This is a genomic window from Amycolatopsis sp. NPDC004747 (assembly GCF_053601335.1).
In genome coordinates, this window is the sequence record NZ_JBSGBQ010000015.1 from 17,111 (window position 1) to 40,656 (window position 23,546).

The window sequence follows — 23,546 nt, forward strand, 5'->3', positions numbered from 1 at the left end:
GGCCGGCCGGCATCGGCGTCGCCGAAGTACCCGCCGGGCGCGGCTCGTTCCCTTCTCCCCGGCGGCGTCCGGGGCGTCAGCCCGGCTCGTGGTTGAGCGCGCCCGAGCGGAAGGGCGCCACCGCGGCCTCGGTGAACCCGAGCGCCCGCACGGCGCCGAGCAGCCGCGGGTCGTCGCGGACTTCGGCGGCCACCGCGGTGTCGAGCTCGATCCGGGCGGTGCCGCCGAGGTCGCGGACCCGCAGGTCGCGAGCGGGCAGGCCGCGCTCGGCCAGGGCCGCGCGCACCGCCGATTCCGCCTGTTCCACCCGCGCCAGGGTGGCCGTGGTGATCGGGATGCCGTACCGGACGCGGCTGGCCAGGCAGGGTGCCGCCGGCTTGTCGGCCCAGGTCAGCCCCCAGCCGCGGGCGATGGCCCGGACGTCCTCTTTGGACAGCCCGAGGGTGCGCAGCGGGGTGTGCACGCCTAGTTCGTCGCCCGCGCGGATGCCCGGCCGGAACGGGTCGACGGCGTCGTCGGCGTTCGTGCCGGTGGCCAGCGCCGCGAACCCGTGGGCGGCGGCCACTTCCGCGATCGTGGCCAGCACGGTGCTCTTGCAGAAGTAGCACCGCCGGCGCCCGTTGGCCGCGTACCCGGGCTCGGCCAGCTCGGCGGTCGGCGGGGTGAGGTGCCGGACCCCGAGGTCCGCGGCGATCCGCCGCGCGTCGGCCAGTTCGACCGCGGCCAGGCTCGCGGAGTTCGCCGTCACCGCGAGCACGTCCGCCGGACCGAGCGCGCGGACCGCGGCCGCGAGCACCAGCGCCGAATCGGCGCCGCCGGAGAACGCGACCGCGAGCCGCCCGAGACCCGCGAGGTGGGTGACCAGCCGGGTGTCGTCCATCAGCGGCCCGCCGCGATCGTCGCGACGACCCGCGCCGGCAGCCCGAGTTCCCGCGCGGCCGCCACGACGTCGTCGTGCTCGGGTTTCGCCCCGTGCGGCCCGCGCTTGCGCCGCACCGGCATCCCGAGGACGTCGACCGTTTCGGTCTCCCGGGCCAGCGCGGTGCGGCGCACCGGGTACTCGCGGAAGCCGAGGCTGCCGGTTTCGGCGAGGACCAGGTCCCCGAGCCGGGCGGCGTGCGCCGGCTCGGCGAGCACGTGCAGGACGTGGGCCGGGCGGCCCTTCTTCATCGTCACCGGGCTGATCCACGCGTCGAGCGCGCCGGCGGCGAGGAGTTCGCCGACGACGTGCCCGAGCACTTCGCCGGTGACGTCGTCGAGGTTCGTTTCCAGCACCACGAGCGTGCGGTGGCCGGCGTCGACCGGCTCGCCGAGGTGGACGACGGCGACGTTCGGCCGGTCCGGCAGCGACCGGGTGCCCGCGCCGTAACCGGTGGCGAGCAGGCGGAATTCCGGCGGCGGCGCGAACCGGGCGCCGGCGGCCTTCAGCACCGCGGCCGCGGTGGGGGTGACCGTCTCGCCGGTGAGGTCGCTCCCGGCCGTGTGCGCGCCCCGCAGCAGTGCCGCGGTCGCCGGGGCGGGGCAGGGGAGGAGGCCGTGCGCGGTGCGGACCGTGCCGGTGCCGAGCGGCAGCGCGCCGCAGTACACAGTGGACACTTCGAGGGCGTCCAGCGCGGCGAAGACCCCGACGACGTCGACGAGCGTGTCGTGGCCGCCGAGCTCGTGGAGGTGGACGCGTTCGGGTGCTTCCCCGTGCAGCCTGCCCTCCGCTTCGGCGATCGCGCGGAGGGCGGCGACGGACCGTTCGGCGACCGGCGCGGCTCGGCCCGCCCGGCCATGGCGATCAGCTCGGCCGCGGGACGGCTGGTCGCTTCGTCGGTGACGTCCACGAGCGCCCGGGCCGCCATCAGCCCGTGGGTGAGCAGGGACTGCACCCGCAGCTCCCACCCGGTCAGCCCGGTGCGGGCGACGGCCGAGCGGATCCGGTCCAGTGGCGCGCCGGCGTCGACCAGGGCGGCCAGCAGCATGTCCCCGGCCAAGCCGGTGAACGGTGAGATGACGCAGAGGGTCATCGCGGCCTCCGCAGCACTTGGGCGAGCCGGAACGCGGCCATCGCCGCGCCGAACCCGGAGTCGATGTTGACCACCGTGATGCCCGCCGCGCAGGAGGCGTGCATCGCCAGCAACGCCGTGACGCCTTCGAGGCCCGCGCCGTAGCCGGTCGAGGTCGGGACGGCGATCACCGGGCAGGCGACCAGCCCGCCCACGGCCGAAGCGAGCGCGCCCTCCATGCCCGCGACGACGATGACGACGTCGGCCTCGCGCAGCCGGTCCGCTTCGGCGAGCAGGCGGTGGATGCCCGCGACCCCGACGTCGGTGACCGCCCGCACGGCAAGCCCGATGGCCGCGGCGACCTCCGCGGCTTCCCCGGCGACCGGGCCGTCGGACGTCCCGGCCGCGGCCACGGCGACCGTGAAGGCGGTCGCCGGTGCCGGGCGCCAGACCAGCAGCCGCGCGCCGGGGGAGTAGCGGCCGCCGGGCACGTCGGCCAGCACCGCACGGGCGGGCTCGGCGTCGACGCGGGTGACCAGCACCGGACCGGTGTTGTGCGCGAGCAGCGTCCGCACGATCGCCGCGATCTGCGAAGGCGTTTTCCCTGGCCCGTAAACGACTTCCGGGAGTCCCTGCCGATCTTCGCGGTCCAGGTCGACACGGGCGAAGCCGAGATCGGCGGTGTTCATGCCGCCTCCGCGGGAAAAAGTACGTCGGCGGTGCTCATGCCGCCTCCGCGGGAAAGAGTACGTCGGCGGTGTTCATGCCGGCACATAGGGAATCGTCAGCGGACCTTCCGGGAGCACGCAGGCTCGCGCGCCGGGTCCGGCCCGGCCGAGGGCTTCGGCGACGGTGGCCGCGATGTCGGTGGTCCGGCTCAGGTGGGCCGTCGCGAGGTCGGCCTCGCTCAGGAACCCGGTGTGCACGACGACCCGGCACTCGTCCTGGATCTTCGCCTGGATCTGGACCTGCCACTGGTCGGGCACGGTGACCGTGCGGGCCGAGATTTCGGCGAGCAGCGCCGCCGGGGAACCGGCCGAAGCGAGGACCTCGCGGTAGGAGCCGTGGTCGGGGAAGCCGTCTCGGCATTCCGCGGCGCAGACGATCGTCCCACCCGGCTTGGTGATCCGGTGCGCCGCCGACATCCCTTTGACGGCCTGGTACAGGTTCTGGTCGAGGGGATACCCGGAGTTGGTGGTCACGACGACGTCGAAGGGCGCAGGCACCGGCCGCATGGCGACGTCGCGGGCGGCGCGGGTCGCGGCCGCGTGCATGGCGAGCAGGTCGCCGCCGAAGGCACCGATGACCGCCTTGTCGCGGTTGAGGATGACGTCGAGGGCGAAGGTGACGCCGGTGGCCGCGGCGATCGCGCGGACGTCGTCGTGCACCGGATTGCCTTCGGTGATGCCCCAGGTGGCGTTGCGGTGCCCGATCCGGCGGGCGTCGTGCAGCACCAGCACGGTCTCCAGCGCCGCCAGCCCGGGCGCGACGAGCTTGGGCCCGCCCGAAAAACCCGCGAAGAAGTGCGGTTCGACGAACCCGGTGGTGATCCGGACGTCGGCGTGCACCCACTCGCTGTTCAGCCACACCGGGACGTCGTCGCCGTGGCGGCCCAGCCAGGTCAGGCTCGCGCGGTCGCGGGCGTCGTGGTTGACGATCCGGACCGTGCCGGCCACCTCGTCGCCGAACATCGCGCGCAGCTCGGCTTCGGTGTTGCCGCGGTGGGTGCCGGTGGCGACCAGGATGACGACGTCCTCCAGGCGGACGACCCCGTCGAGTTCGGCGAGGATCGCCGGGATCATCAGTTCCCGAGGCTGCGGCCGGGTTCCGTCGCACGCCGAGATCGCGACGGTCTGCCCGGGCCGCACCCGCTCGCGCAGCGGCGGCCCGGCGACCGGTTCCCGCAACGCCCGGCGCAGCAGCACTTCCGCGGGCTCGGTGACCGGGTGGTGCACCGGGGTCACCACGGTGGTGACGTCCGGGTCGATGGCGAGGTCGAGGCCGGTCTCGCCGTACGCGAGCCGGACCGTGGCGGCCGTCATGGCGCCAGCCCGTAGACGCGGGACGCGGTGCCGCCGCGGACGGCGTCGCGTTCGGCGGGTGTCAGGTCGTCCAGGAGGCTGTCGGCCGCGCCCATGACTTCCGCGTACGTCCCGGCGAGCAGGCACACCGGCCAGTCCGACCCGAGCATCAGCCGGTCCGGGCCGAAGGCGGCGAGCGCGGTTTCCGCGTACGGCCGCAGATCCTCGGCCCGCCAAGGCCGGCCGGCTTCCGTCACCAGGCCGGACAGCTTCGCGACGACGTTGGGTTCCCGGGCGAGGGTGGCCAGGCCGGTCGCCCATGGCTCGAGCTCCCCGCTCGCGATCGGCGGTTTCGCGAGGTGGTCCAGGACGAAGGTGAGGTCCGGCAGCGCCCGGACCGCCGCGGTGGCGGCCGGGAGCTGGTGGGGGACCACGAGCAGGTCGTACACCAGCCCCGCGTCGCGCACCGCCGCGAGCCCGGCGAGGACGTCTTCGCGTTCCAGCCAGCGCGGGTCGGGCTCGGCCTGGACGAGGTGCCGGATGCCGGTCAGCAGCTCGCCGCCCGGGGCCGACCGCAGCCGCTGGAGGTCCCGTGCGGGCGAGCCGGTCAGGTCGACCCAGCCGACCACGCCGGCGATGAGCGGCTCCTTGGCGGCGGTGGCGAGGAACTCGACCGACTCGTCGAAGTCCGGCAGGACCTGGACGAGCACCGTCGCGTCGATCCCCTCGGCGGCCGCGCGCAGGTCCGCCGGGGTGAAGTCGCGGCGGATGGCCGCGGTGTCGTCGCCGTCCAGCCACGCGTGGCGGCGGACGGAGGTCTGCCACAGGTGGTGGTGCGCGTCAACGCGCCGGCCGGTCACGCCCGGCCGATCCGGTGGTGCTGGCGGCCGAGGCCGTCGATCTCCACGGTCACTTCGTCCCCTTCGGACAGATAGGGGAAGTCGTTGGCGCCGAAGGCGACCCCGGCCGGCGTGCCGGTGTTCACGACGTCGCCCGGCTCGAGCACCATGAACTGGCTGAGGTACCAGACGACGTGCCGGACGTCGAAGAGCATGTTCTTCGTGGTGCCGTCCTGGCGCGCCTGTCCGTTGACGGCCAGGCGCAGGCCGAGGTCCTGCGGGTCGCCGGCCTCGTCCGGGGTGACCAGCCACGGGCCGAGCGGGTTGAACGTCTCGCAGGACTTGCCCTTGGTCCACTGGCCGCCGCGTTCGTGCTGGAAGTCGCGCTCGCTGACGTCGTTCGACACGGCGTACCCGGCGATGACCGCGTCGGCGTCCTCCGGCGTCGCGAGGTACCGCGCCCGCCCGCCGAGCACCACCGCGAGTTCGACCTCGTAGTCGGTCTTGGTGCTGGTGCGCGGGATGAGCACGGTGTCGTCCGGACCGACGACCGTGTTGGTGGCCTTGAGGAACACGACCGGCTCGGCGGGCGGCCGCGCGCCGGTTTCCGCGGCGTGGTCGGAGTAGTTCAGCCCGATGCAGACCAGCAGGCCGGGCCGCGCCACCGGCGCTCCGACGCGCAGGCCCGCGGTCTCCAGCACCGGCAGCGTGCCTTCGCGCAGCGCCGTCCGGGCCCGCGCGACGCCGTCGGCGGCGAAGAAGGCGCCGTCGACGTCCGGGGTGAGCGAACGCAGGTCCCGCGCCGCACCGGTTTCGTCGAGGACGACGGGGATCTCGTGGCCGGGGTCGCCGAGGCGTTGGAAGCGCATGGCCGGGGACGGTAGCAGACATATGATGTCTTGTTCAAAGCTCTGACCAGTCATCATACGTAAAACCGCGGAAAGTAGTCGACAGTCACGTTGAGTCCAAGTTATTGCCGTGTTACGGATCGACTCTGGACATTCCGCGTGCCGACGCGTAGCCATACATATGTTGTCTGCCCCGAAGGAGAGGTGGCCCCGTTGGCCGAAGTGATCAGCGCCATCGACGCCGTGGACGTGCGCTTCCCGACGTCGCTGAGCCTGGACGGGTCGGACGCGATGAACCCGGAACCGGACTACTCGGCGGCGTACGTCACCATTCGCACGAGTGACGGCGAGGAGGGCTACGGGCTCGCCTTCACCGTGGGCCGCGGCAACGACGTCGAGGTCGCCGCGGTCCGGGCGCTCGTCCCCCTGGTCGCCGGGATGCCGGTCGACGAGGCACTCGCCGACCTCGGCGCGTTCTCCCGGCGGCTGACCGGGGACAGCCAGCTGCGGTGGCTGGGCCCGGACAAGGGCGCGATCCACATGGCCGCGGCCGCGATCGTCAACGCCGCCTGGGACCTGCGGGCCCGCCGCGAAGGCAAGCCGGTCTGGCGGCTGCTGGCCGAAATGCCGCCCGAGGAACTGGTCGACCTCGTCGACTTCCGGTACCTGCAGGACGCGTTGACCCGCGACGAAGCCCTCGACATCCTCCGCCGCGCCGAACCGGGCCGCGCGGCCCGTCAGGCCGAGCTCCTGGAGTCCGGTTTTCCCGCCTACACCACCACTCCCGGCTGGCTCGGGTACTCGCCGGAGAAGCTGGCGACGCTCTCGGCGGAGGCGGTCGCCGACGGCTTCACCCAGATCAAGCTCAAGGTCGGCGCCGACCTCGACGAGGACATCCGCCGGCTGCGGCTCGCGCGGGACGTCGTCGGGCCGGACGTGCGGATCGCCATCGACGCCAACCAGGCCTGGGGCGTCGGGCAGGCCATCGAATGGCTGCGCCCGCTGGCCGAGTTCGACCCGTACTGGATCGAGGAGCCGACGTCGCCGGACGACGTGCTCGGCCACGCGGCGATCCGCCGCGCGGTGGCGCCGATCAAGGTGGCCACCGGCGAGCACACGCACAACGCGGTGATGTTCAAGCAGCTGCTGCAGGCGCAGGCGATCGACGTGCTGCAGCTCGACGCCAGCCGGGTCGCCGGGGTCACCGAGAACATCGCGATCCTGTTGCTGGCCGCGAAGTTCGGCGTCCCGGTGTGCCCGCACGCGGGCGGGGTCGGGCTGTGCGAGATGGTGCAGCACCTGTCGATGTTCGACTTCGTCGCGGTGAGCGGCACCCAGACCGACCGCGTCATCGAGTACGTGGACCACCTGCACGAGCACTTCGTCGACCCGGTGCGGATCGAGCGGGGCCGCTACCTGGCCCCGGTCGAACCGGGCCTCGGGGCGCGGCTGCACGCGGAATCCGTGGCCCAGTACCGGTTCCCGGACGGCCCGGTCTGGCAGCGGGACGCGGTGGTGGTCGCGTGAGCGGGGAATTCGACGGCGTCCGGGCGATCGTGACGGGTGGGGCGTCCGGCATCGGGCTCGCCACCGCGCTGCGGCTGTCCGCGCGGGGTGCGCGCGTGGTCTGCCTCGACCTGAACGACAAGGTCGAGGACCCGTTGACCGGCGTGTGGGCCGACGTCTCGGACGACGGCTCGGTGCGGGCCGCGGTCGCCGCCGCCGTCGAGCACCTCGGCGGACTGGACGTCCTGGTCAACAACGCGGGCATCGGGGCACAGGGAACGGTCGAGGACAACGAAGACGCGGAGTGGCACCGCGTGTTCGACGTCAACGTCGTCGGCATGGTGCGGGTGACCCGCGCCGCCCTGCCGCACCTGCGCGAGTCGGCCTCGGCGGCGATCGTGAACACCTGCTCGATCGCGGCCACCGCCGGGCTGCCGCAGCGGGCGCTCTACAGCGCCACGAAGGGCGCGGTCCTCGCGCTCACCCGTGCGATGGCCGCCGACCACCTGGCCGACGGGATCCGCGTCTGCTGCGTGAACCCCGGCACCGCGCACACGCCGTGGATCGACCGGCTGCTCTCGAAAGCCGACGATCCCGAGGCCGAGCTGGCCGCGCTCGCCGCGCGCCAGCCCACCGGCCGGCTCGTCACCGCCGACGAGGTCGCCGCGGCGATCTGCTACCTGGCCGGCCCGAACTCCGGTGCCACCACCGGCACCGATCTCGCCGTGGACGGCGGGATGTCCGGCCTCCGTCTCCGCCCGAAACCTGTCAACGAGGAGAGGTCATGAAGTTCCAGCACCTGCGCGCCGCGACTGTCGTCACCGCCGGCGTCCTGACCGCGGCCGCACTGGCCGGCTGCAGCGGCGGCGGCGCCACCGGCGCTTCGGGCGGCAAGACCGTCGTCGGCGTCGACTACCCGCGCTCGGACACCGACTTCTGGAACGCCTACATCAAGTACGTGCCGCAGTTCGCCGGCCAGTTCGGCCTCGACCTCAAGACCACCAACTCGCAGAACGACGTCGCCAACCTGACGGCCAACGTGCAGACGATGATCAGCCAGGGCGTCAAGGGCGTGGTGATGGCGCCGCAGGACACCGCGGCGATCATCCCGACCCTGCAGCAGCTGGCGACCAAGAAGATCCCGGTCGTCTCCGTCGACACGCGCCCCGACCAGGGCAACGTCTACATGGTCGTCCGCGCGGACAACCGCGCCTACGGCGAGAAGGCCTGCCAGTTCCTCGGCAGCAAGCTCGGCGGCAAGGGCAAGGTCGTGATGCTGCAGGGCGATCTCGCCTCGATCAACGGCCGCGACCGCACCGAAGCCTTCAACGACTGCATGAAGAAGAACTTCCCGGACGTCACGGTGTTCGGCGAGGCCACCAACTGGGACGCCAACACCGCCGCCCAGAAGCTGCAGACCCGGCTGACCGCGAACCCGGACATCAAGGGCGTCTACATGCAGTCCAGCTTCGCCCTGTCCGGCACGCTGCAGCTGCTGAAGCAGCGCGGCCTGCAGGTGCCGGCGAGCGACCCGAAGCACGTGTTCATCGTGTCGAACGACGGCATCCCCGAGGAGCTCGCCAAGATCCGGTCGGGCGAGATGGACGCGACCGTGTCCCAGCCCGCGGACCTGTTCGCCAAGTGGGCCCTGCAGTACGTCAAGGACGCCATCGCCGGCAAGACGGCCGCGCCGGGCAAGACCGACCACGACAGCACCATCATCCAGGTCCGCGACGGCCTGATGGAGGACCAGCTGGCCGCGCCGCTGGTCACCGCGGACGGCGCCACGTTCGGGCCGGTGAGCAGCGTCAAGGTCGACGACCAGTCCCTCTGGGGCAACAGCAAGAGCTGACCGCTTCAGAGAGGAAGCGAACGATGAGCACCGTGCCGGTCGTCGAGGCACACGGCGTGGTCAAGCGCTACGGGGCCACGGTGGCGCTGGACCACGCCGACCTGACCGTCCTACCCGGACAGACGCACGCCCTGGTCGGCCGCAACGGGGCAGGCAAGTCGACACTGGTGTCCGTCCTCACCGGGCTGACCGAGCCGGACGCCGGAACCGTGCGGCTGGCCGGGGAGCCGGTTCCGGCACTGGCCGACCGGGACGCCTGGCGCTCCCGGGTGGCCTGCGTGTACCAGCGGTCGACGATCATCCCCGACCTGTCGGTGGCGGAGAACCTGTTCCTCAACCGGCAGGAGACCCGCGGCGGGTTCGTCCGCTGGCCCGCGCTGCGCCGCTCGGCCACCGAGCTGCTCGAACGCTGGTCGGTGGCCGTCGACGTGCACCGACCGGCCCGGGAGTTGAGCGTCGAGCAGCGGCAGTTCGTCGAAATCGCCCGTGCGCTGTCGTTCGGCGCCCGGTTCGTCATCCTCGACGAGCCGACCGCGCAGCTCGACGGGGCCGCCATCACCCGGCTGTTCGGGCACATCGCCGAGCTGCAGCGCCAGGGCGTCACCTTCCTGTTCATCAGCCACCACCTGCAGGAGGTGTACGAAATCTGCGACACGGTGACGGTGTACCGGGACGCCCGGCACGTCCTCACCGCCCCGGTCGCCGAGCTGCCGAAGGCCGACCTCGTCGCGGCGATGACCGGGGAGAACGCCGTCGTCACGCAGGAACGGGTGTCCTCGGTCCGCCGCGACGCCGAACCCGTGCTCCGGGTGGACGACCTGACCCTCGCCCCGTTCTTCGAGGACGTGTCCTTCGCCATCGCGCCCGGCGAGGTCGTCGGGCTGGCCGGATCCGGCAGCAGCGGCAAGACCGAGCTCGCCGAGGCCCTCGTCGGGCTGCGCAAGCCCACGTCCGGCACGGTCGTCGTCGGCGACCGGCGGCCCCGGCCGGGCGACGTCCCGTCGGCACTGGCCGCGGGCGTCGGGTTCGTCCCGGAAGACCGGCACCACCAGGGTTTCGTGCCGGAGATGTCCATTGCGGACAACTCCACGATGAGCGTGATGGACCGGCTCGGGCCCGGCATCTTCGTCCGGTCCGGCCTGCGCGACCGGCTCGCCGGGAAGCTGATCACGCGGCTGGCGGTGAAGACCCCCGGCCCCGAGCTGCCGGTGTCCGCGCTGTCCGGCGGCAACCAGCAGAAGGTCGTGATGGCCAGGGCCCTGGCCGGCGACCCCCGCCTGCTCGTGCTGATCACCCCGACCGCCGGGGTCGACGTGCGGTCGAAGGAGTTCCTCCTGGGCAAGGTCGCGGAGGCCGCCGCGGCGGGCACCGCGGTGCTGATCGCCTCGGACGAGCTCGATGACCTGCGCCTGTGCGACCGGCTGCTGGTCGTGGTCCACGGCAGGCTCACCACCGAAGTGCCCGCAGGCTGGCAGGACCGCGAGGTCGTGGCCGCCATGGAAGGAGTCGACCTCGATGCCTGAAAGCCCCGCCGCGGTGGGCGCCCCGCCGCGGCCCGGAACCGCCACCGCGCCCCGGCGCATCGCACTGGCCCGCCTGCGCGACTTCGCGCTGGTGCCGGGGATCATCGCGATCGCCGTCGTCGGCCAGCTGGTGAACCCGGTGTTCCTCCAGTACGACAACGTGATCAACATCCTGCAGACGATGTCCGAGATCGCGCTGCTGGTGCTCGCCCAGACGATGGTGCTGGTGGTCGGCAAGATGGACCTCTCGCTGGAGTCGACGTTCGGGCTCGCCCCCGGCGTGGCGGCCTGGCTGACGATCACCGGCGGCCATTCCCTCGGGCTGCTGCCGTCCTGGACCGGCGTCCCGGTCGTCCTTCTCGTCGGGGTCGTCGTCGGGGCGCTCAACGCCCTGCTGATCGTCCGGTTCGGGCTGAGCGGGTTCGTCGTCACCCTCGGCATGCTCATCGTGCTGCGCGGCCTGCTGACCGGCATCTCCGGCGGCCAGACGTTCTTCGGCATGTCCGATTCGATGCTCTACCTCGGCACCACGCTGTGGGCCGGCGTCCCGGCGTCGATCTGGATCTGCGTGCTGCTGTTCGCCGGCGGGATCGTCCTGCTCGGCTACACGCGGTTCGGCCGCAGCCTCTACGCGATCGGCGGCAACGAGGACGCGGCGAAGGCGGCGGGCATCCGGACCGACCGGATCGTGTGGATCGTGCTGATCGGCGCCAGTGTGCTGGCCGCCCTCGGCGGGCTGCTGCTTTCGGGACGGCTCGCCTCGGTGGCCGCGGCGCAGGGCAACGGCTACATCTTCACGGTGTTCGCCGCCGCCGTGATCGGCGGGGTCAGCCTCAACGGCGGGCGTGGCACGCTCTTCGGCGCGTTCACCGGGATCCTGCTGCTCTACATGATCCAGAACGTGCTGACCCTGGCCGGTGTGCCCGCGCAGTGGATCGGCGCGCTCAACGGCGCGATCATCCTCATCGCGCTGGTGATGTCCCGCATCACCAGCGGCAAGCGGCAGACCTGATGGCGGACCTCGGGGTGGGCACCGCGGGCCTGGGCAACGTCTTCGGGGAGGTCGACGACGAGGCCGCCGCGGAGGTCGTCGCCGCGGCGGCCGCCGCCGGGGTCCGGTACTTCGACACCGCGCCCTACTACGGTTTCGGGCTCGCCGAGCGCCGGCTCGGCCGGGCGCTGGCCGGGTTGCCCGCGGGCTCGTTCACGGTGTCGACGAAGGTCGGCCGGACGCTCACCGGCGGAGGCTGCTTCTTCGACTTCTCCGCGGACGCCGTCCGCCGGGGGATCGAAGGCAGCCTCGACCGGCTGGGGCTCGACCGCGTCGACGTCGCCTTCCTGCACGACCCCGACGACCACGAAGAGCAAGCCGCTTCCGAGGCGTGGCCGGAACTGCGCCGGCTGCGCGACGAGGGCGTGGTCTCCGCGATCGGCGTCGGGATGAACCAGTGGGAGATGCCCGCCCGGTTCGTCGAACGGCTCGACGTCGACGTGGTCCTGCTCGCCGGCCGCTACACGCTGCTCGACCGCAGCGGCGAGCGCCTGCTCGACCTCTGCGGCGAGCGCGGGGTGGACGTGGTGCTGGGCGGGGTGTTCAACTCCGGCCTGCTCATCGATCCCCGGCCCGGCGCCTGGTTCGACTACGCCCCGGCGGCGGCGGACCTGGTGACCCGCGCCCAGCGCATGCGGGAGACCGCCACCGCGGCGGGGTACGACCTGGCCGCGTGCGCGCTCGCCTTCGCCGCCGCGCATCCCGCCGTCACCTCCGTCCTGGTCGGCGTCACGAGCGCCGCCCAGGTACGGGAGAACCTCGATGCCTTCCACCGCGAGGTGCCGCACGACCTGCTGCACCAGTTGATTTCCTGCTAGGTCCCCTCACCCAGGAGCGTGCAACGATGCCCCCTGCCCAGAACCCGTTCTCCCGACGGCAGTTCGGTGCCCTCGCCGCCGCCGGGCTCGCCGCGGCGGCCGTGCCGCCGGCGCTGGCCGGTCCGGCGGCGGCCGCCGCGCAGTCCTACGAACCGACCTGGCCGTCGGTCGACCGGCACCCGCCCGCGCCGGAGTGGTTCCAGGACGCCAAGTTCGGCATCTACTGGCACTGGGGTGCCTTCACCACCCCGGAGTTCGGCAGCGAGTGGTACGGCCGGAACATGTACATCCCGGACAGCGGGGAGAACAAGCACCACAAGGCCACCTACGGCGACCCGGCGGTGTGGGGCTACGACCGGTTCATCGACGGCGGCACCGACCTCGCAGGAAACCCCGTGCAGTTCGCGCCGAAGCTCGTCTCCCGCGGCGGGCAGTTCGACCCGGAGGAGTGGGCGCGGGTGGTCAAGGCGTCGGGGGCGAAGTTCGCCGGCCCGGTCGCCGAACACCACGACGGCTTTTCGATGTGGGACAGCAAGGTCAACGAGTGGAACTCGGTGGCTCGCGGGCCGCGGCTCAACCTGCTGAAGCTGTTCTCCGACGCCATCCGCGGGCAGGGCCTGAAGCTGCTGGTCGCGATGCACCACGCGTTCAACTACAACGGCTTCTACGACTTCGCCCCGCCGCAGAGCACCCCGAGCCTGCGGAAGCTGTACGGCCAGCTGCCGCGCGCCGAAGAAGACCAGCTGTGGCTGGCGAAGCTCAAGGAAGTCATCGACCGCGCGAAGCCCGACGTCCTCTGGCAGGACTTCTCGCTGAACTCGCCCGGTTACTGCATCAACAGCGGCCCGTGCGCGGTGGGGGAGCAGCAGCGGCTGGAATTCCTGGCCTACTACTACAACCAGGCCGAAAAGTGGGGCAAGGACGTCGTCTCGACGTTCAAGCACTTCGACCACGGGTTCACCACCAACGGCGAAGTCGCGGACTACGAGCGCGGCGGCCCGGCCGACATCGTCACGCCGTACTGGCTCACCGACGACGCGATTTCCAGCAGCAGCTGGAGCTACACCCAGGGCATCGGCTACTACTCCAGTACGCAGATGCTCCACGCGCTGATCGACCGGGTCAGCAAGGGCGGCAACATGCTGCTCAACATCTCCCCGACGCTGGAGGGCACCATCCCGGCCGAGCAGCGCGCGGTGCTCGCCGACTTCGGCACCTACCTCGGGCGCGTCGGCGAGTCGATCTACGCGACGCGCGTCTGGGACGTCTACGGCGAGGGCCCGACCAAGATGGGCGGCGGCTCGTTCGTCTCGCCGAAGGTCGGCACGGCCAAGGACTTCCGGTTCACCCGCGACAAGGCGGGCCGCGTGCTCTACGCGACCGTGCTGGCCTGGCCCGGGGCGACCGCGGACCTCACCACGTTGTCCGCCAAGCGGATCGACCTCAGCAGCCTCAAGCGCGTCGAACTGCTCGGGGCCCCCGGTGCGCTGAAGTGCACCCAGGACGCCGGCGCCCTGCACGTCACCCTGCCGGCCAAGCCGTACGACTCGCCCGCGTACGTGCTGAAGCTGACCTTCGCGGGCAAGATCCCGGTGGTGGGGCCCGCGTCCGGCGCGAAGGTGTTCGCCGAGCGCGGCTTCCGCGGCGCGAGCGCGGCACTGGGGATCGGCGGCTACACCGCGGCACAGCTGAAGGCCGCCCTGCCGAAGCCCGTTGCCGCGATCTGGCCCGCGGACGGCTACCAGGCCCTCGGCTACCCGGCCGACGACTTCACCGGGACGCCGAGCCGGTTCCTCGTGGCCGCTCCGGACGTGCGGGCGTCCGCCGTCGTTTCGCTGCGGGTGACCTTCGACCCCGGCCGGTGGTTCCGCATCGTCAACGTCACCAGCGGGCTGGCCGTCGACGGCGGGGGAGCGGTCCCGGCGGGCAGCAAGCTGAAGATCTGGACCCCGGACGACAGCACGAACCTCCAGTTCGGCGTCGAGGACACCGGCGACGGGTTCGTCAAGCTGACCAACCGCACCAACGGCCTGGTGATCGACGGGGCCGGGGCCACGACCGCGGGCGGCAACCCGGTGCAGTCGGCCGACACCGGCGCGGCGACCCAGCAGTGGTCGGTCACCGACACCGGCGGCGGGGTCTGCACGATCGCGAACCGGGCGAGCGGGCTGGTGCTCGACGGCGGCGGGAACGTGCCGTCGGGTTCGCCGCTCAAGGTGTGGAACGACGACGGCAGTCCCAACCTGCGGTGGCTGTTCGCGGTGGGCTGACCGCGATCACGCGCCTGGCCGGCCGTCGAGGTCCTTCAGGTCGGCCAGGTGCGCCCGCAGCCAGCGTTCGGAGGTGTCGACGTGCATCAGCGCGGCGGCGGTGGCCACCGCCGGGTCGCGGTCGGCCAGCGCGTCGTAGATCGCCTTGTGCTGCGACAGCGTCACGTGCGTCGCACCCCGCTCGACGGTGCCCCGCCAGACTCGCGCCCGCAGGGTCCGTGACGAGATCCCGTCCAGCAGCGCGGTGAGGGTTTCGTTGCCGGCGGCGCTGACGACCGCGCGGTGGAAGGCCGCGTCGAGCACGGTGAGGCGCTCGACGTCCTCGATCGCCTCGTGCATGGCGTCGAGCAGCTCACCCACGGCCCGCAGCTGCGCGTCGGTGATCCGCGTGGCGGCCAGGCCGGTCGCGGCGGGCTCGAGGAGCCGGCGCACTTCGGTGAGTTCGAGGATGCTCCCGTCCTGCATGAGCGCCACCGCGTTGCCGAGGCCCTCCAGGAGCAGGCTCGGCGCGAGGCTGGTGACGTACGTGCCGTCGCCGCGGCGGACTTCGAGCACCCTGGCCAGCGCGAGCGCCTTCACGGCTTCGCGCGTGGGGCTGCGGGAGATCCCGAGCTCGGTGGCCAGCTCGTGTTCGGGGGGCAGCTTGGCGCCCGCCGGGAACCGGCCGGACCGGACGAACTCCCGGATCCGGTCGATCGCTTCGTCGGTCAACGATCTCGCCATGACGCTCCTCGCGCAGCTTGCCTCACTCGCCATCCTAGCATTCGTATGATGTATATCCGCGAGGGAGGCCTTGTTGTTGCGTGAGAGTCGCTGATTCACCTGTTTCGATGAGCTGAACGTATCGAGACATGTGATGTCTCGATGTGCTTGCCGAAACTCCTTACTTACTTGTAAGTTAGCTCCCATGACTCTCACCGCCGACGAGGCCGAGGCGTTCAGCGCCCAGTGGGCGAAAGTGTGGAACGGCCACGACGCCGACGCGGTCGCCGCGATGTGCGCGGACGACCTCGTCTACGACGAACCCGCGCTGGCGCGGACCGAACACGGGCCCGACGCCATCCGGCAGTTCGTCGGCCGCATGGCTCGCGCTTATCCGGACTACTCGTTCACGCGCATCGGGCTGTACGCCGAGGTGACCCGCCCCGCCGTGCTCGTCGCGTGGCGCTTCACCGGCACGTTCGCCAAAACCGGCCACCGCGTGGAGTTCCACGGCGACGACCGGCTGGAACTGGGCGAGGACGGCCTGATCCACGCGTACCGCTGCCTGTACGACAACAGGTTCGTGCTGAGCCAGCTCGGCTGTGGCGGCGAGTGACGCGGGCCCGGCCCGGCTCCCGGCGGCGGCCCGCCGTGCCGGGATCCTCGAAGCGGCCGGCGCCGAGTTCGCCGCGAACGGGCTGGCGGGTGCCCGGCTGGAGGCCATCGCCGCCCGGGCCGGCATCTCGCACCCGCGGATCGTGCAGGTGTTCGGCTCCAAGCGGAAGCTGTTCCTCGAGGTGGTGCACGCCGCCTACGACCGCATCGAGGCCGCGTTCGAGGACGCCGAGCCGAAGCTGGCCGCCCTTGGCGCCGCGTACGTCCGGTTGCTGCAGGGTGACCCGACCGTCGGCCTGGTCGTCCTGCACGGCTACGCGGCGGCTGCGGACGAGCCGGTCCGCGAGGCGGTCCGGCGGCGGCACCTCGCGCTGATGGAAACGATCGCCCGGTTGACGGGGGCCGACGCGTTCCGGGTGCGGACGTTCTTCGCGACGGGTCTCGTCCAGACGGTGTCGGTGGCGCTCGAGCTGCCGGGGCAACGTGCCGACACGGCGTGGAGCGCGTGGATCCTCGAACTCGCCGAATCGGCCGGGGATTCCTGAAATTCGACGGAATTCGACAGGTTGGGCCGGCGGCTTCGCGATCACTTTCGGTCAGCCGGTTGACACATCGGGGTGCGTGGTTCCAGCATCAATGTTGCCGAGCACGCGGTCAAAAGATCACCGGCCGCGGCTCGTCCCCGGACCCACTCTCGCCCAAGGATGTGCGAACGTGACCAAGAACCCTTACCCCGGCCATCGTCGCGCCGGTCCCCTCTAGCTCGCGGTGAACGCGCAGACCGTCCATGCCCGATCGGCGGTCCAGCTTTCCTTCCCCGGAAATGTTAGCGTTAACACCGGTCTTTCGCGCCTTTCCCGGCGGAACGTGCCCGGTGTTCGCCGTCCCCACGGAGGTGACCATGACCGTGCTCGACCTTTCCGATCCGCGGCCGACCCTGGCCGACGTGGCCCGGGCCGCCGGCGTCTCGTCGGCGACGGCGTCGCGGGTGCTCAACGGATTCCCGCAGGTGCGCGACCAGACCCGGCGCCAGGTCGAACAGGCCGTGCGCGCCCTCGGCTACGTCCGGCAGCGCGCGGCCCGCGCGGGCGAGGGGCAGCGGACGGGCACCGTCGCCGTCGTCCTGTGCGAAGACGGCCTGCGGCTGTTCTCCGACCCGTTCTTCGGCCGCATCATGGGCGGCATCGACCGCACGTTCACCGCGGCGGGCATGCAGGTCGTGCTGCTGATGATGCAGGCGGCGGCCCAGGACACCACCCTCCGGTACCTGGGCGGCGGCCACGTCGACGGGGCCCTGTTCGTGAGCACGCACGCGCGGTGCGCCGCGGCGTTGTCCCGGGCGGACTTCCCGGTCGTCAGCGCGGGTCGTCCGATGGTCCCCGACCCCACCCGGTACACCTACGTGGACGTGGACAACCGCGGGGGCGCCGAGGCGGCCGTGCGGCACCTCCAGGCGGCCGGGCGACGGCGGATCGTGACGGTCGCCGGCCCGAAGGACATGGCACCGGGCCGGGACCGGCTCGCCGGGTACGTCGCCGCGATCTCCGGGACCGGCGTCGTCGACCCGGGTTCGGTGGCGTACGGCGACTTCGGCCAGGCCTCGGGCGAGCACGCGATGCTGCGGCTGCTCGACCGGCGGCCGGACCTGGACGCGGTGTTCGTGGCCTCCGACGTGATGGCGGTGGGCGTGCTGCGCGCCCTGCGCCGCGCCGGGCGCCGGGTGCCCGGCGACGTCGCGGTCGTCGGGTTCGACAACTCGCCGATCTCCCGGACCACCGTCCCGCGGCTGACGACGGTCAGCCAGCCGGTCGAGGCGCTGGGCGCCCGGGCGGCCGGTGAGCTGCTCGCGGTGCTCGACGGGACGGCCGGGCAGCCGCGCCGCGTGGTGCTGGGGACGACGCTGGTGGTGCGGGAATCCGCCTGAGCGGCCACCACTTCGACGACCTGGCCGCGGCGGCCGGCTGTCCGGCCGCCGCCGGCCACGGTCCGGCAGTGTGAGAACCGGGTGAAGCTTTCGGCGGTTCCCCGGGGTTCGGGCTTGAATACATCGAATCGTCCGGCCGTCGGTTGACACGACGGCCGGCGCAAACGGATGCTCGGCGTAGCGGCCGAAAGGCCGAACCCCGTCACGGACAAGGGAGAGCCGAGCCATGACCACCCTGCCGGCCTCCCGTCGCGCTGCGCCCTGATGGAACCGGAACTCGTCGAAATCACCGCCACCGTGCCGCACGCACCCGCGGCGGTGTGGACGATCGTGGGCCACCCCCAGCTGTACCCGCGGTTCGTCCGGGGAATCACCTCCTGTGAGCCGGTTTCCGAGGTCGCCGGCCGGGGTGCCCGCTACCGGTACCGCGCCGGCGGCGAGGGCGAGGCGGAAATCTTCGTCCACCGCCGCAACGAGCAGCTGGCCTGGACCGGACGGCGGCACCGGATGTCGGTCGTGCTGCGTCCGGTGCCCGAAGGCTGCGCGATCACCATCCTGCTCACACTGCTCGACGGCCGTTCGCCGGCGGTCCCGCGGATCCGCAAGCGGATCGCGGACGCCGTCGCCGCGATCAGCGACCACCTCGGCGGGGTCCCCGCGGACGATCCGCCGCCACCGCGCCCGCCGAAGCGCGAACTCGCGCGGATCCTGGTCAAGGCCGGGGTCCTCACCCCGGCCCACCCCACCGGGACCCTGCGGCAGCTGAGGGCGGTGGGCCGCTGGGGGTCGACACTGGCCGGCGGCTACGAGGCGGTGGCGCGCCGCGCGCCGGAGTCCCTTGCGCTGTGCGACGAACGGTCCGAGCGGACCTTCGGCGAGGTCGACGACCGCACCACCCGGCTGGCCGGGGTGCTGAAGCGCTACGACATCACCGAAGGGTCGCGCGTGCTCCTGATGTGCCGCAACCACAACGCGATGGTCGAGGCGATGATCGCGTGCAGCAAGCTGGGTGCGGACGTGGCCCTGATGAACACCGGGCTGGCCTTGGGGCAGGCCGCCGGGTTCGCGCTGCGGCAGGGCTCCCGGCTCGTGCTCGCCGACGCCGAGTTCGCCGGCCTGCGCGGGCGGCTGCCGCCGGAGATCCCGCAGCTGTGGACCTGGCCACCGGGCGGCGGGTGGCACGGGCCGACCATCGAAGAACTGATCGAAGCCCAGCCGCCCGACCGGATCGCCCCGCCCGGCAAGCCCGGCCGGCTCGTCGTGCTCACCTCGGGGACGTCCGGGCCGCCGAAGGGCGCGCGCCGCCCGACGCCGAACAACGTGGCGGACGCCGCCGCGGTCCTGTCGGAGATCCCGCTGCGGGCCGGCGAACCGATCCTGGTGGCCGCGCCGCTGTTCCACACCTGGGGCCTGGCCGCGCTCCAGCTCGGCATGGCGCTGCGGGCCGGTCTGGTGCTGCCCCGGCGCTTCGACCCGGAAGCGACGTTGTCGATGATCGAGCGGCAGCGGTGCACGGCGTTGTTCGCGGTGCCGACGATGCTGCGGCGGCTGCTGGACCTGCCGGAGAAGACACGGGCCCGCTACGACCTGTCTTCGCTGCGCGTGGTCGCCAGTTCCGGCGCGGGCCTGCCGGGCCGGCTGGGCGAGGAGTTCATGGACGCGTTCGGCGACATCCTCTACAACCTCTACGGCTCGACGGAGGTGTCGTGGGCGGCGATCGCCGGGCCCCACGACCTCCGCGCGGCCCGGGGCACGGCGGGCCGCCCGCCGATCGGCACCGCGATCCGCGTCCTGGACCGCGCGGGCACCCCGGTGCCGCCTGGGGCGACCGGCCGCCTCTACGTCGGCAACCGGCTGCTGTTCGACGGGTACACCGACGGCGAGCAGCTGGACGTCCGCGACGGCTTGATGGACACCGGCGACCGCGGGTACGTCGACGCGAACGGCCTGTTGTTCGTGCAGGGCCGCGAGGACGAGATGATCGTGTCGGGCGGGGAAAACGTGGCGCCGGCCCCGGTGGAGGAGGTGCTGCTGACCCTGCCGGAGGTCCGCGAGGCGGCGGTGGTCGGCGTCAGCGACGCCAAGTACGGCCAGCGCCTGGCGGCCTACCTCGTGCTGGTCCCGGGCGCCCGGCTCGACGAGGACACGGTGCGGTCCCACGTGCGGGAGCGGCTGGCGCGGTTCGCGGTGCCGCGGGACGTCGTGTTCGTCGAGGACCTGCCGCGCAACGCCACGGGAAAGGTCGTGAAGCGGGCGCTGCGCCGCAGCTACCGCTGGTGACCGGCCCGCGGTGAACCTGGATGTCCAGAAAGGACATTGCGGTTGGTCAGGCCGGGCAGCTGATGTCGTGCGGTGGCGCGGCGAGTGTCAGCAGGTAGCGGTCTCCGGCCGACCGGGTGCAGGTGTTCCTCTCGTACACGCCGTGGCCGGAGCCCTCGTAGGTCAGCAGCGTCGTGTTCTCCGGCGCCTGCCGGTGGACCGCGAGCGCCCAGGCGTACGGGGTCGCCGGGTCGAAGAGGGAGTTCAGCACCAGGATCCGCGGCGCCCGCGGGATGCTCAGCCGGTGCGGCGGGTTCGCCGGCAGGCCCGGCACGCCCAGGCACGCCATCGCTTCGCCGTGGCCCAGGGTGCTGCCGCGCATGAGCGGCCCGCGGCGCAGCTCTTCGGCGTGCAGCGCCGAGTACTGCGCGAAACTGCGGATCCGCAGGTCGAAGTCCTGGCAGACGACGGCCAGGCGGATCGAGTCGTAGTTGTAGGAGAACTGGGCGGTCACCGGCGGGTTCCCGGCCGCGGTGTCGGCGATCACCTGGCCGATGTCGGCCCAGTCCGGGTGGTACAGGTCCTTGAGCACCCGGTCGCGCAGCTCGCTTTGCGCCTGCGGGATCGCTTCGGTCACCGCGAGGGCCTTCCGCCAGGCGGCGAAGACGTCCTGGCCGTGCAGGGCACAGGTCGCCGTGCGGTCACACCAGGCGGCGAACTGGCGGAACGCCCCGTCCGCGGCGGCGGCCCGGTCGCCGAGGAAGCGTTCGACGCCGGCGCTGTGGTCGATCACGCTGTCGAGCACCATCGCCCGCACCCGGTCCCCGTGCAGTTCGGCGTACTGCTGCCCGAGCAGCGTGCCGTAGGAGATGCCGAGGAAGCTGATCCGGGCCTCGCCGAGGGCCCGGCGGACGGCGTCCATGTCCCGGGCGTTGACCTCGGTGTTCGCGTGGTCGAAGACGGGCAGGTTGGCGGCGCGGCAGCCGGAGACCGCTTTCTCGCTGTAGGCCCGCAGCGCGGCGAACTCGGCGGGGCCGGCGGGCTCGTCACCCGGCGGACGGCCCGCGTCCGGGCATTCGACGAACTCGCTGCGGCCGGTGCCGCGCAGGTCGAAGCCCACGATGTCGAACCGGGCCCGGACCTCCGGGCTGAAGAAGGTGGGGGTCACGGCCAGTTCCGCGCTCGACGAGCCGGGGCCGCCGAAATCGGCCAGCAGCACCCCGAGCCGGTGCGCGGAATCCGTGGCGCGGTGCCGGCCCACCGCAAGCGAGATCGACGGCCCGCCGGGGGAGATCCAGTCCACCGGCACCCGCAGAGTGCCGCACTCACCATCCGGCGGCGTGGGACTGTCCGGGTCCTGGGGGCACGCGCTCCAGGCGATCGGGGCGGGCGCCCACCCGCCCTTCGCCACGGCGGGGGTGGCGCCGGTCAGCAGGAGTGCGCTCGCCAGAACCGTTCCCCACATCCGAGGCTCCTCCCCGCGACATCCCGGACCCCTGTCGACGGTAGGGGGTGCGGTGTGCGGGCCACAAGGGCGGATCGCTGGGTGGGAGCGCTCCCGGGTTGCGGCTGGGGGTGGTCACGGGGTGGGGTGATGGTGGCCGATGATCACGCTGGTCGCTGGTCCCTGGCCGCGCCCCGGCGGGCCGTCGGTGGCCGACCATCGGCCGCTGACCGTCCACATGCGTCGAGCAGGTGGCGCGGCCGGTCCTCAGCGCCGGCGAGCCGCGAGCCGGTCGAGATGGCGGCTCGTCGTTGCGGAACAGCCCCGCCGGCCGGGCGGGTTGTCCGCTTCGGCATACGGGCGTCCGGGTATTTCTGTTCGACGGCGAGTCCGCGATCGGTTTCGTTCCGGTAGGGCACGGCTGAGCGCCCCCTCGGTGACCTCGGGGGCGTACAGCGATTCGGCTGAGAAAGAGGCTTGCGTCTTTCCCGCGCCTTCGACCGCGCGGGGTGCTGCGCGCGGCAAAACCTGCCGTAATCGGGAGTCAGGCAGCGACTTTCCTGCGCGGAGCGCGCTTTCGAGGGGACGGCGCGGACGATTCCGTGTCTTCGCCGTGCGCCCGCTCGTAGGCGGCGACGACTTCGGAGGAGAGGCGGCCCCGCTCGGAGACTTCGAAGCCGTTCTCGTTCGCCCAGGCCCGGATGCGCTGGTTGCGCTCCCGGTCGGAGGCGGTGGTCGACTGGCCGGTGGCCACCCGTACCTTGCGCCCGCCGACGCGGCGGCCGGCGCCGATGTACCGGGCCAGTTCGTGGCGAAGGGCGGTTGCGTTCTGGTCCGAAAGGTCGATTTCGAAGGTGACGCCGTCGAGACTGAACTGGACGGTCTGGGCGGCGGTGCTGCCGTCGATGTCGTCGAGGATCTCGACGGAGACTTTCTGGGCCACTTGGGTGCTCCTCCGGTGGATGTGCGCTCGAGAACGCGAACAGCACAATGCGCGGCGTTCGCCGCGAAGTGTATCCACAACCGGCCCGAAAGGGAATTCAACTCGCGGGAAACAGGACGGGTCCGTTCGGCGTAATTGCCCGCATCGGGGCAGGAAGCAGGCGGTCCCGGCAAGGGTGACCGGGGTGCGGAAATGGCGGCGAGTCGCCTCAATGGGTGAAGAACGACTTCGGCCGGGTCACCGGCGGGCCGGGTAGCGCACGGTGACGGCGGAGCTGTTGCGGGCTCCCGGTCCGGGCCGCGCCGGGTCTATTGTGGACGTCCTATCGGGACGGCCGCGGGCGGGGAGCAATGGGTGGAGTGGTGGTTGTCCTGCCGTTTCCGGTTCGGGGGCGAACGTGTTCGGGGAAATGCTGCGCGCTGTGACGGCCGGTGCCGGGGGAGTTCGATACCCGGAGTGCCTGGGGCGGGGGTAGCGGGGTCGGCGGGGCCGCGCCCGCCGGTTGGGTGACTTTCTGTGGCCTTCGGGTGGGCCCGGCGGCCGGGATCGCCGGCGGGGGAGGCGCGGCTGGTCGGGCCTGCCGCCATGGGCTGGCGGGGCGGATGTGTGGCGCTGGGTACCCGTGCTCCGCCTCGGCCCTCGGCTCTGCCTCGGCGGGTTCGGCTCGGCTCGCCGCCTTCCGGCGCCGTCGGGCGCCGGTGATGGCGGGATCGGCATGGGTGGCTGGGTTCGGACCGGATCTGCCGACCGGGAGGGACGAGGCTGGCGGGGTTCGGGCCGGCTTTGCCACCCGGGGGCGGCTGGTGGGCGGGTTTTGGGTCGGGTCTGCCGACGGGGAGGGGCGGGGCTGGCGGGGTTCGGGCCGGCTTTGCCACCCGGGGGCGGCTGGTGGGCGGGTTTTGGGTCGGGTCTGGCGTTCGGGGGCGGTGGGGCTGGCGGG

At 72.5% G+C, this 23,546-nt stretch carries 20 protein-coding genes and 1 pseudogene; 11 read left to right on the forward strand and 10 right to left on the reverse strand.

Annotation, left to right across the window (positions count from 1 at the left end; genetic code table 11):
• Positions 1-76 precede the first annotated feature (76 nt).
• From larE to ACWEGE_RS24380, 7 genes and pseudogenes are all read right to left on the reverse strand, one after another.
• The gene (larE, locus tag ACWEGE_RS24350; RefSeq protein WP_449662746.1) at positions 77-880 is read right to left on the reverse strand and encodes an ATP-dependent sacrificial sulfur transferase LarE; all 804 of its coding nucleotides are present in this window, start codon (positions 878-880) and stop codon (positions 77-79) included.
• A complete protein-coding gene (locus ACWEGE_RS24355; RefSeq protein ID WP_449662747.1) occupies positions 880-1,887 on the reverse strand; it encodes a LarC family nickel insertion protein in 1,008 nt (335 codons plus the stop codon). Before ACWEGE_RS24355 ends, larE begins: the two co-directional genes overlap by 1 nt.
• Positions 1,836-2,012: pseudogene (larC, locus tag ACWEGE_RS24360) on the reverse strand (nickel insertion protein); the annotation flags it as partial. The gene ACWEGE_RS24355 and the pseudogene larC, both read right to left, overlap by 52 nt.
• Complete coding sequence (larB, locus tag ACWEGE_RS24365) at positions 2,009-2,680, reverse strand: nickel pincer cofactor biosynthesis protein LarB (protein WP_449662748.1); 672 nt, start codon at positions 2,678-2,680, stop codon at positions 2,009-2,011. The pseudogene larC and the gene larB, both read right to left, overlap by 4 nt.
• Positions 2,681-2,752: 72 nt before the next feature.
• A complete protein-coding gene (gene larA / locus ACWEGE_RS24370; protein WP_449662749.1) occupies positions 2,753-4,033 on the reverse strand; it encodes a nickel-dependent lactate racemase in 1,281 nt (426 codons plus the stop codon).
• Positions 4,030-4,872 carry an amidohydrolase family protein gene (locus tag ACWEGE_RS24375; protein WP_449662750.1) on the reverse strand — a complete coding sequence of 281 codons (843 nt, stop codon included), beginning with the start codon at positions 4,870-4,872 and terminating at the stop codon, positions 4,030-4,032. Before ACWEGE_RS24375 ends, larA begins: the two co-directional genes overlap by 4 nt.
• A complete protein-coding gene (locus ACWEGE_RS24380) occupies positions 4,869-5,720 on the reverse strand; it encodes a fumarylacetoacetate hydrolase family protein (protein WP_449662751.1) in 852 nt (283 codons plus the stop codon). The genes ACWEGE_RS24375 and ACWEGE_RS24380 overlap by 4 nt, the downstream gene beginning before the upstream one ends.
• 183 nt (positions 5,721-5,903) lie before the next feature.
• Here ACWEGE_RS24380 and ACWEGE_RS24385 point away from each other — a divergent pair, with 183 nt between their 5' ends.
• The 7 genes from ACWEGE_RS24385 to ACWEGE_RS24415 are packed head-to-tail and all read left to right on the forward strand — an operon-like array spanning position 5,904 to position 14,719.
• Positions 5,904-7,226, forward strand: coding sequence for an enolase C-terminal domain-like protein (locus ACWEGE_RS24385; RefSeq protein WP_449662752.1), 1,323 nt, complete (start codon positions 5,904-5,906; stop codon positions 7,224-7,226).
• Complete coding sequence (locus ACWEGE_RS24390) at positions 7,223-7,993, forward strand: SDR family NAD(P)-dependent oxidoreductase (protein WP_449662753.1); 771 nt, start codon at positions 7,223-7,225, stop codon at positions 7,991-7,993. The genes ACWEGE_RS24385 and ACWEGE_RS24390 overlap by 4 nt, the downstream gene beginning before the upstream one ends.
• The gene (locus tag ACWEGE_RS24395) at positions 7,990-9,057 is read left to right on the forward strand and encodes a sugar ABC transporter substrate-binding protein (RefSeq protein ID WP_449662754.1); all 1,068 of its coding nucleotides are present in this window, start codon (positions 7,990-7,992) and stop codon (positions 9,055-9,057) included. The genes ACWEGE_RS24390 and ACWEGE_RS24395 overlap by 4 nt, the downstream gene beginning before the upstream one ends.
• Positions 9,058-9,080: 23 nt before the next feature.
• The gene (locus ACWEGE_RS24400) at positions 9,081-10,580 is read left to right on the forward strand and encodes a sugar ABC transporter ATP-binding protein (RefSeq protein ID WP_449662755.1); all 1,500 of its coding nucleotides are present in this window, start codon (positions 9,081-9,083) and stop codon (positions 10,578-10,580) included.
• Positions 10,573-11,592 (forward strand): ABC transporter permease, encoded by a 1,020-nt coding sequence (locus tag ACWEGE_RS24405; RefSeq protein WP_449662756.1) that lies wholly within the window; start codon positions 10,573-10,575, stop codon positions 11,590-11,592. Before ACWEGE_RS24400 ends, ACWEGE_RS24405 begins: the two co-directional genes overlap by 8 nt.
• Complete coding sequence (locus ACWEGE_RS24410; protein WP_449662757.1) at positions 11,592-12,449, forward strand: aldo/keto reductase; 858 nt, start codon at positions 11,592-11,594, stop codon at positions 12,447-12,449. The genes ACWEGE_RS24405 and ACWEGE_RS24410 overlap by 1 nt, the downstream gene beginning before the upstream one ends.
• A gap of 26 nt (positions 12,450-12,475) precedes the next feature.
• Positions 12,476-14,719 carry an alpha-L-fucosidase gene (locus ACWEGE_RS24415; RefSeq protein WP_449662758.1) on the forward strand — a complete coding sequence of 748 codons (2,244 nt, stop codon included), beginning with the start codon at positions 12,476-12,478 and terminating at the stop codon, positions 14,717-14,719.
• 6 nt (positions 14,720-14,725) lie between these two features.
• On the opposite strand, the gene ACWEGE_RS24420 is transcribed toward ACWEGE_RS24415, so the two are convergent.
• A complete protein-coding gene (locus ACWEGE_RS24420; protein ID WP_449662759.1) occupies positions 14,726-15,442 on the reverse strand; it encodes a FadR/GntR family transcriptional regulator in 717 nt (238 codons plus the stop codon).
• A gap of 184 nt (positions 15,443-15,626) precedes the next feature.
• On the opposite strand from ACWEGE_RS24420, the gene ACWEGE_RS24425 reads away from it, so the two are divergent.
• The 4 genes from ACWEGE_RS24425 (at position 15,627) to ACWEGE_RS24440 (ending at position 20,240) form a co-directional block, all read left to right on the forward strand.
• On the forward strand, positions 15,627-16,037 hold the full coding sequence (locus ACWEGE_RS24425; protein WP_449662760.1) for a nuclear transport factor 2 family protein: 411 nt from the start codon (positions 15,627-15,629) through the stop codon (positions 16,035-16,037).
• On the forward strand, positions 16,024-16,581 hold the full coding sequence (locus tag ACWEGE_RS24430; protein WP_449662761.1) for a TetR/AcrR family transcriptional regulator: 558 nt from the start codon (positions 16,024-16,026) through the stop codon (positions 16,579-16,581). Before ACWEGE_RS24425 ends, ACWEGE_RS24430 begins: the two co-directional genes overlap by 14 nt.
• 356 nt (positions 16,582-16,937) lie before the next feature.
• Positions 16,938-17,960: a LacI family DNA-binding transcriptional regulator gene (locus ACWEGE_RS24435; protein ID WP_449662762.1), complete on the forward strand. Its 1,023-nt coding sequence runs from the start codon at positions 16,938-16,940 to the stop codon at positions 17,958-17,960.
• Positions 17,961-18,224: 264 nt separating this feature from the next.
• Positions 18,225-20,240: an AMP-binding protein gene (locus ACWEGE_RS24440; protein ID WP_449662763.1), complete on the forward strand. Its 2,016-nt coding sequence runs from the start codon at positions 18,225-18,227 to the stop codon at positions 20,238-20,240.
• Positions 20,241-20,286: 46 nt separating this feature from the next.
• Here ACWEGE_RS24440 and ACWEGE_RS24445 read toward each other — a convergent pair whose 3' ends face one another.
• A complete protein-coding gene (locus tag ACWEGE_RS24445; protein WP_449662764.1) occupies positions 20,287-21,684 on the reverse strand; it encodes an alpha/beta hydrolase in 1,398 nt (465 codons plus the stop codon).
• A 523-nt stretch (positions 21,685-22,207) separates the two neighbouring features.
• Positions 22,208-22,606 (reverse strand): histone-like nucleoid-structuring protein Lsr2, encoded by a 399-nt coding sequence (locus tag ACWEGE_RS24450; protein WP_449662765.1) that lies wholly within the window; start codon positions 22,604-22,606, stop codon positions 22,208-22,210.
• Positions 22,607-23,546: the final 940 nt, after the last annotated feature.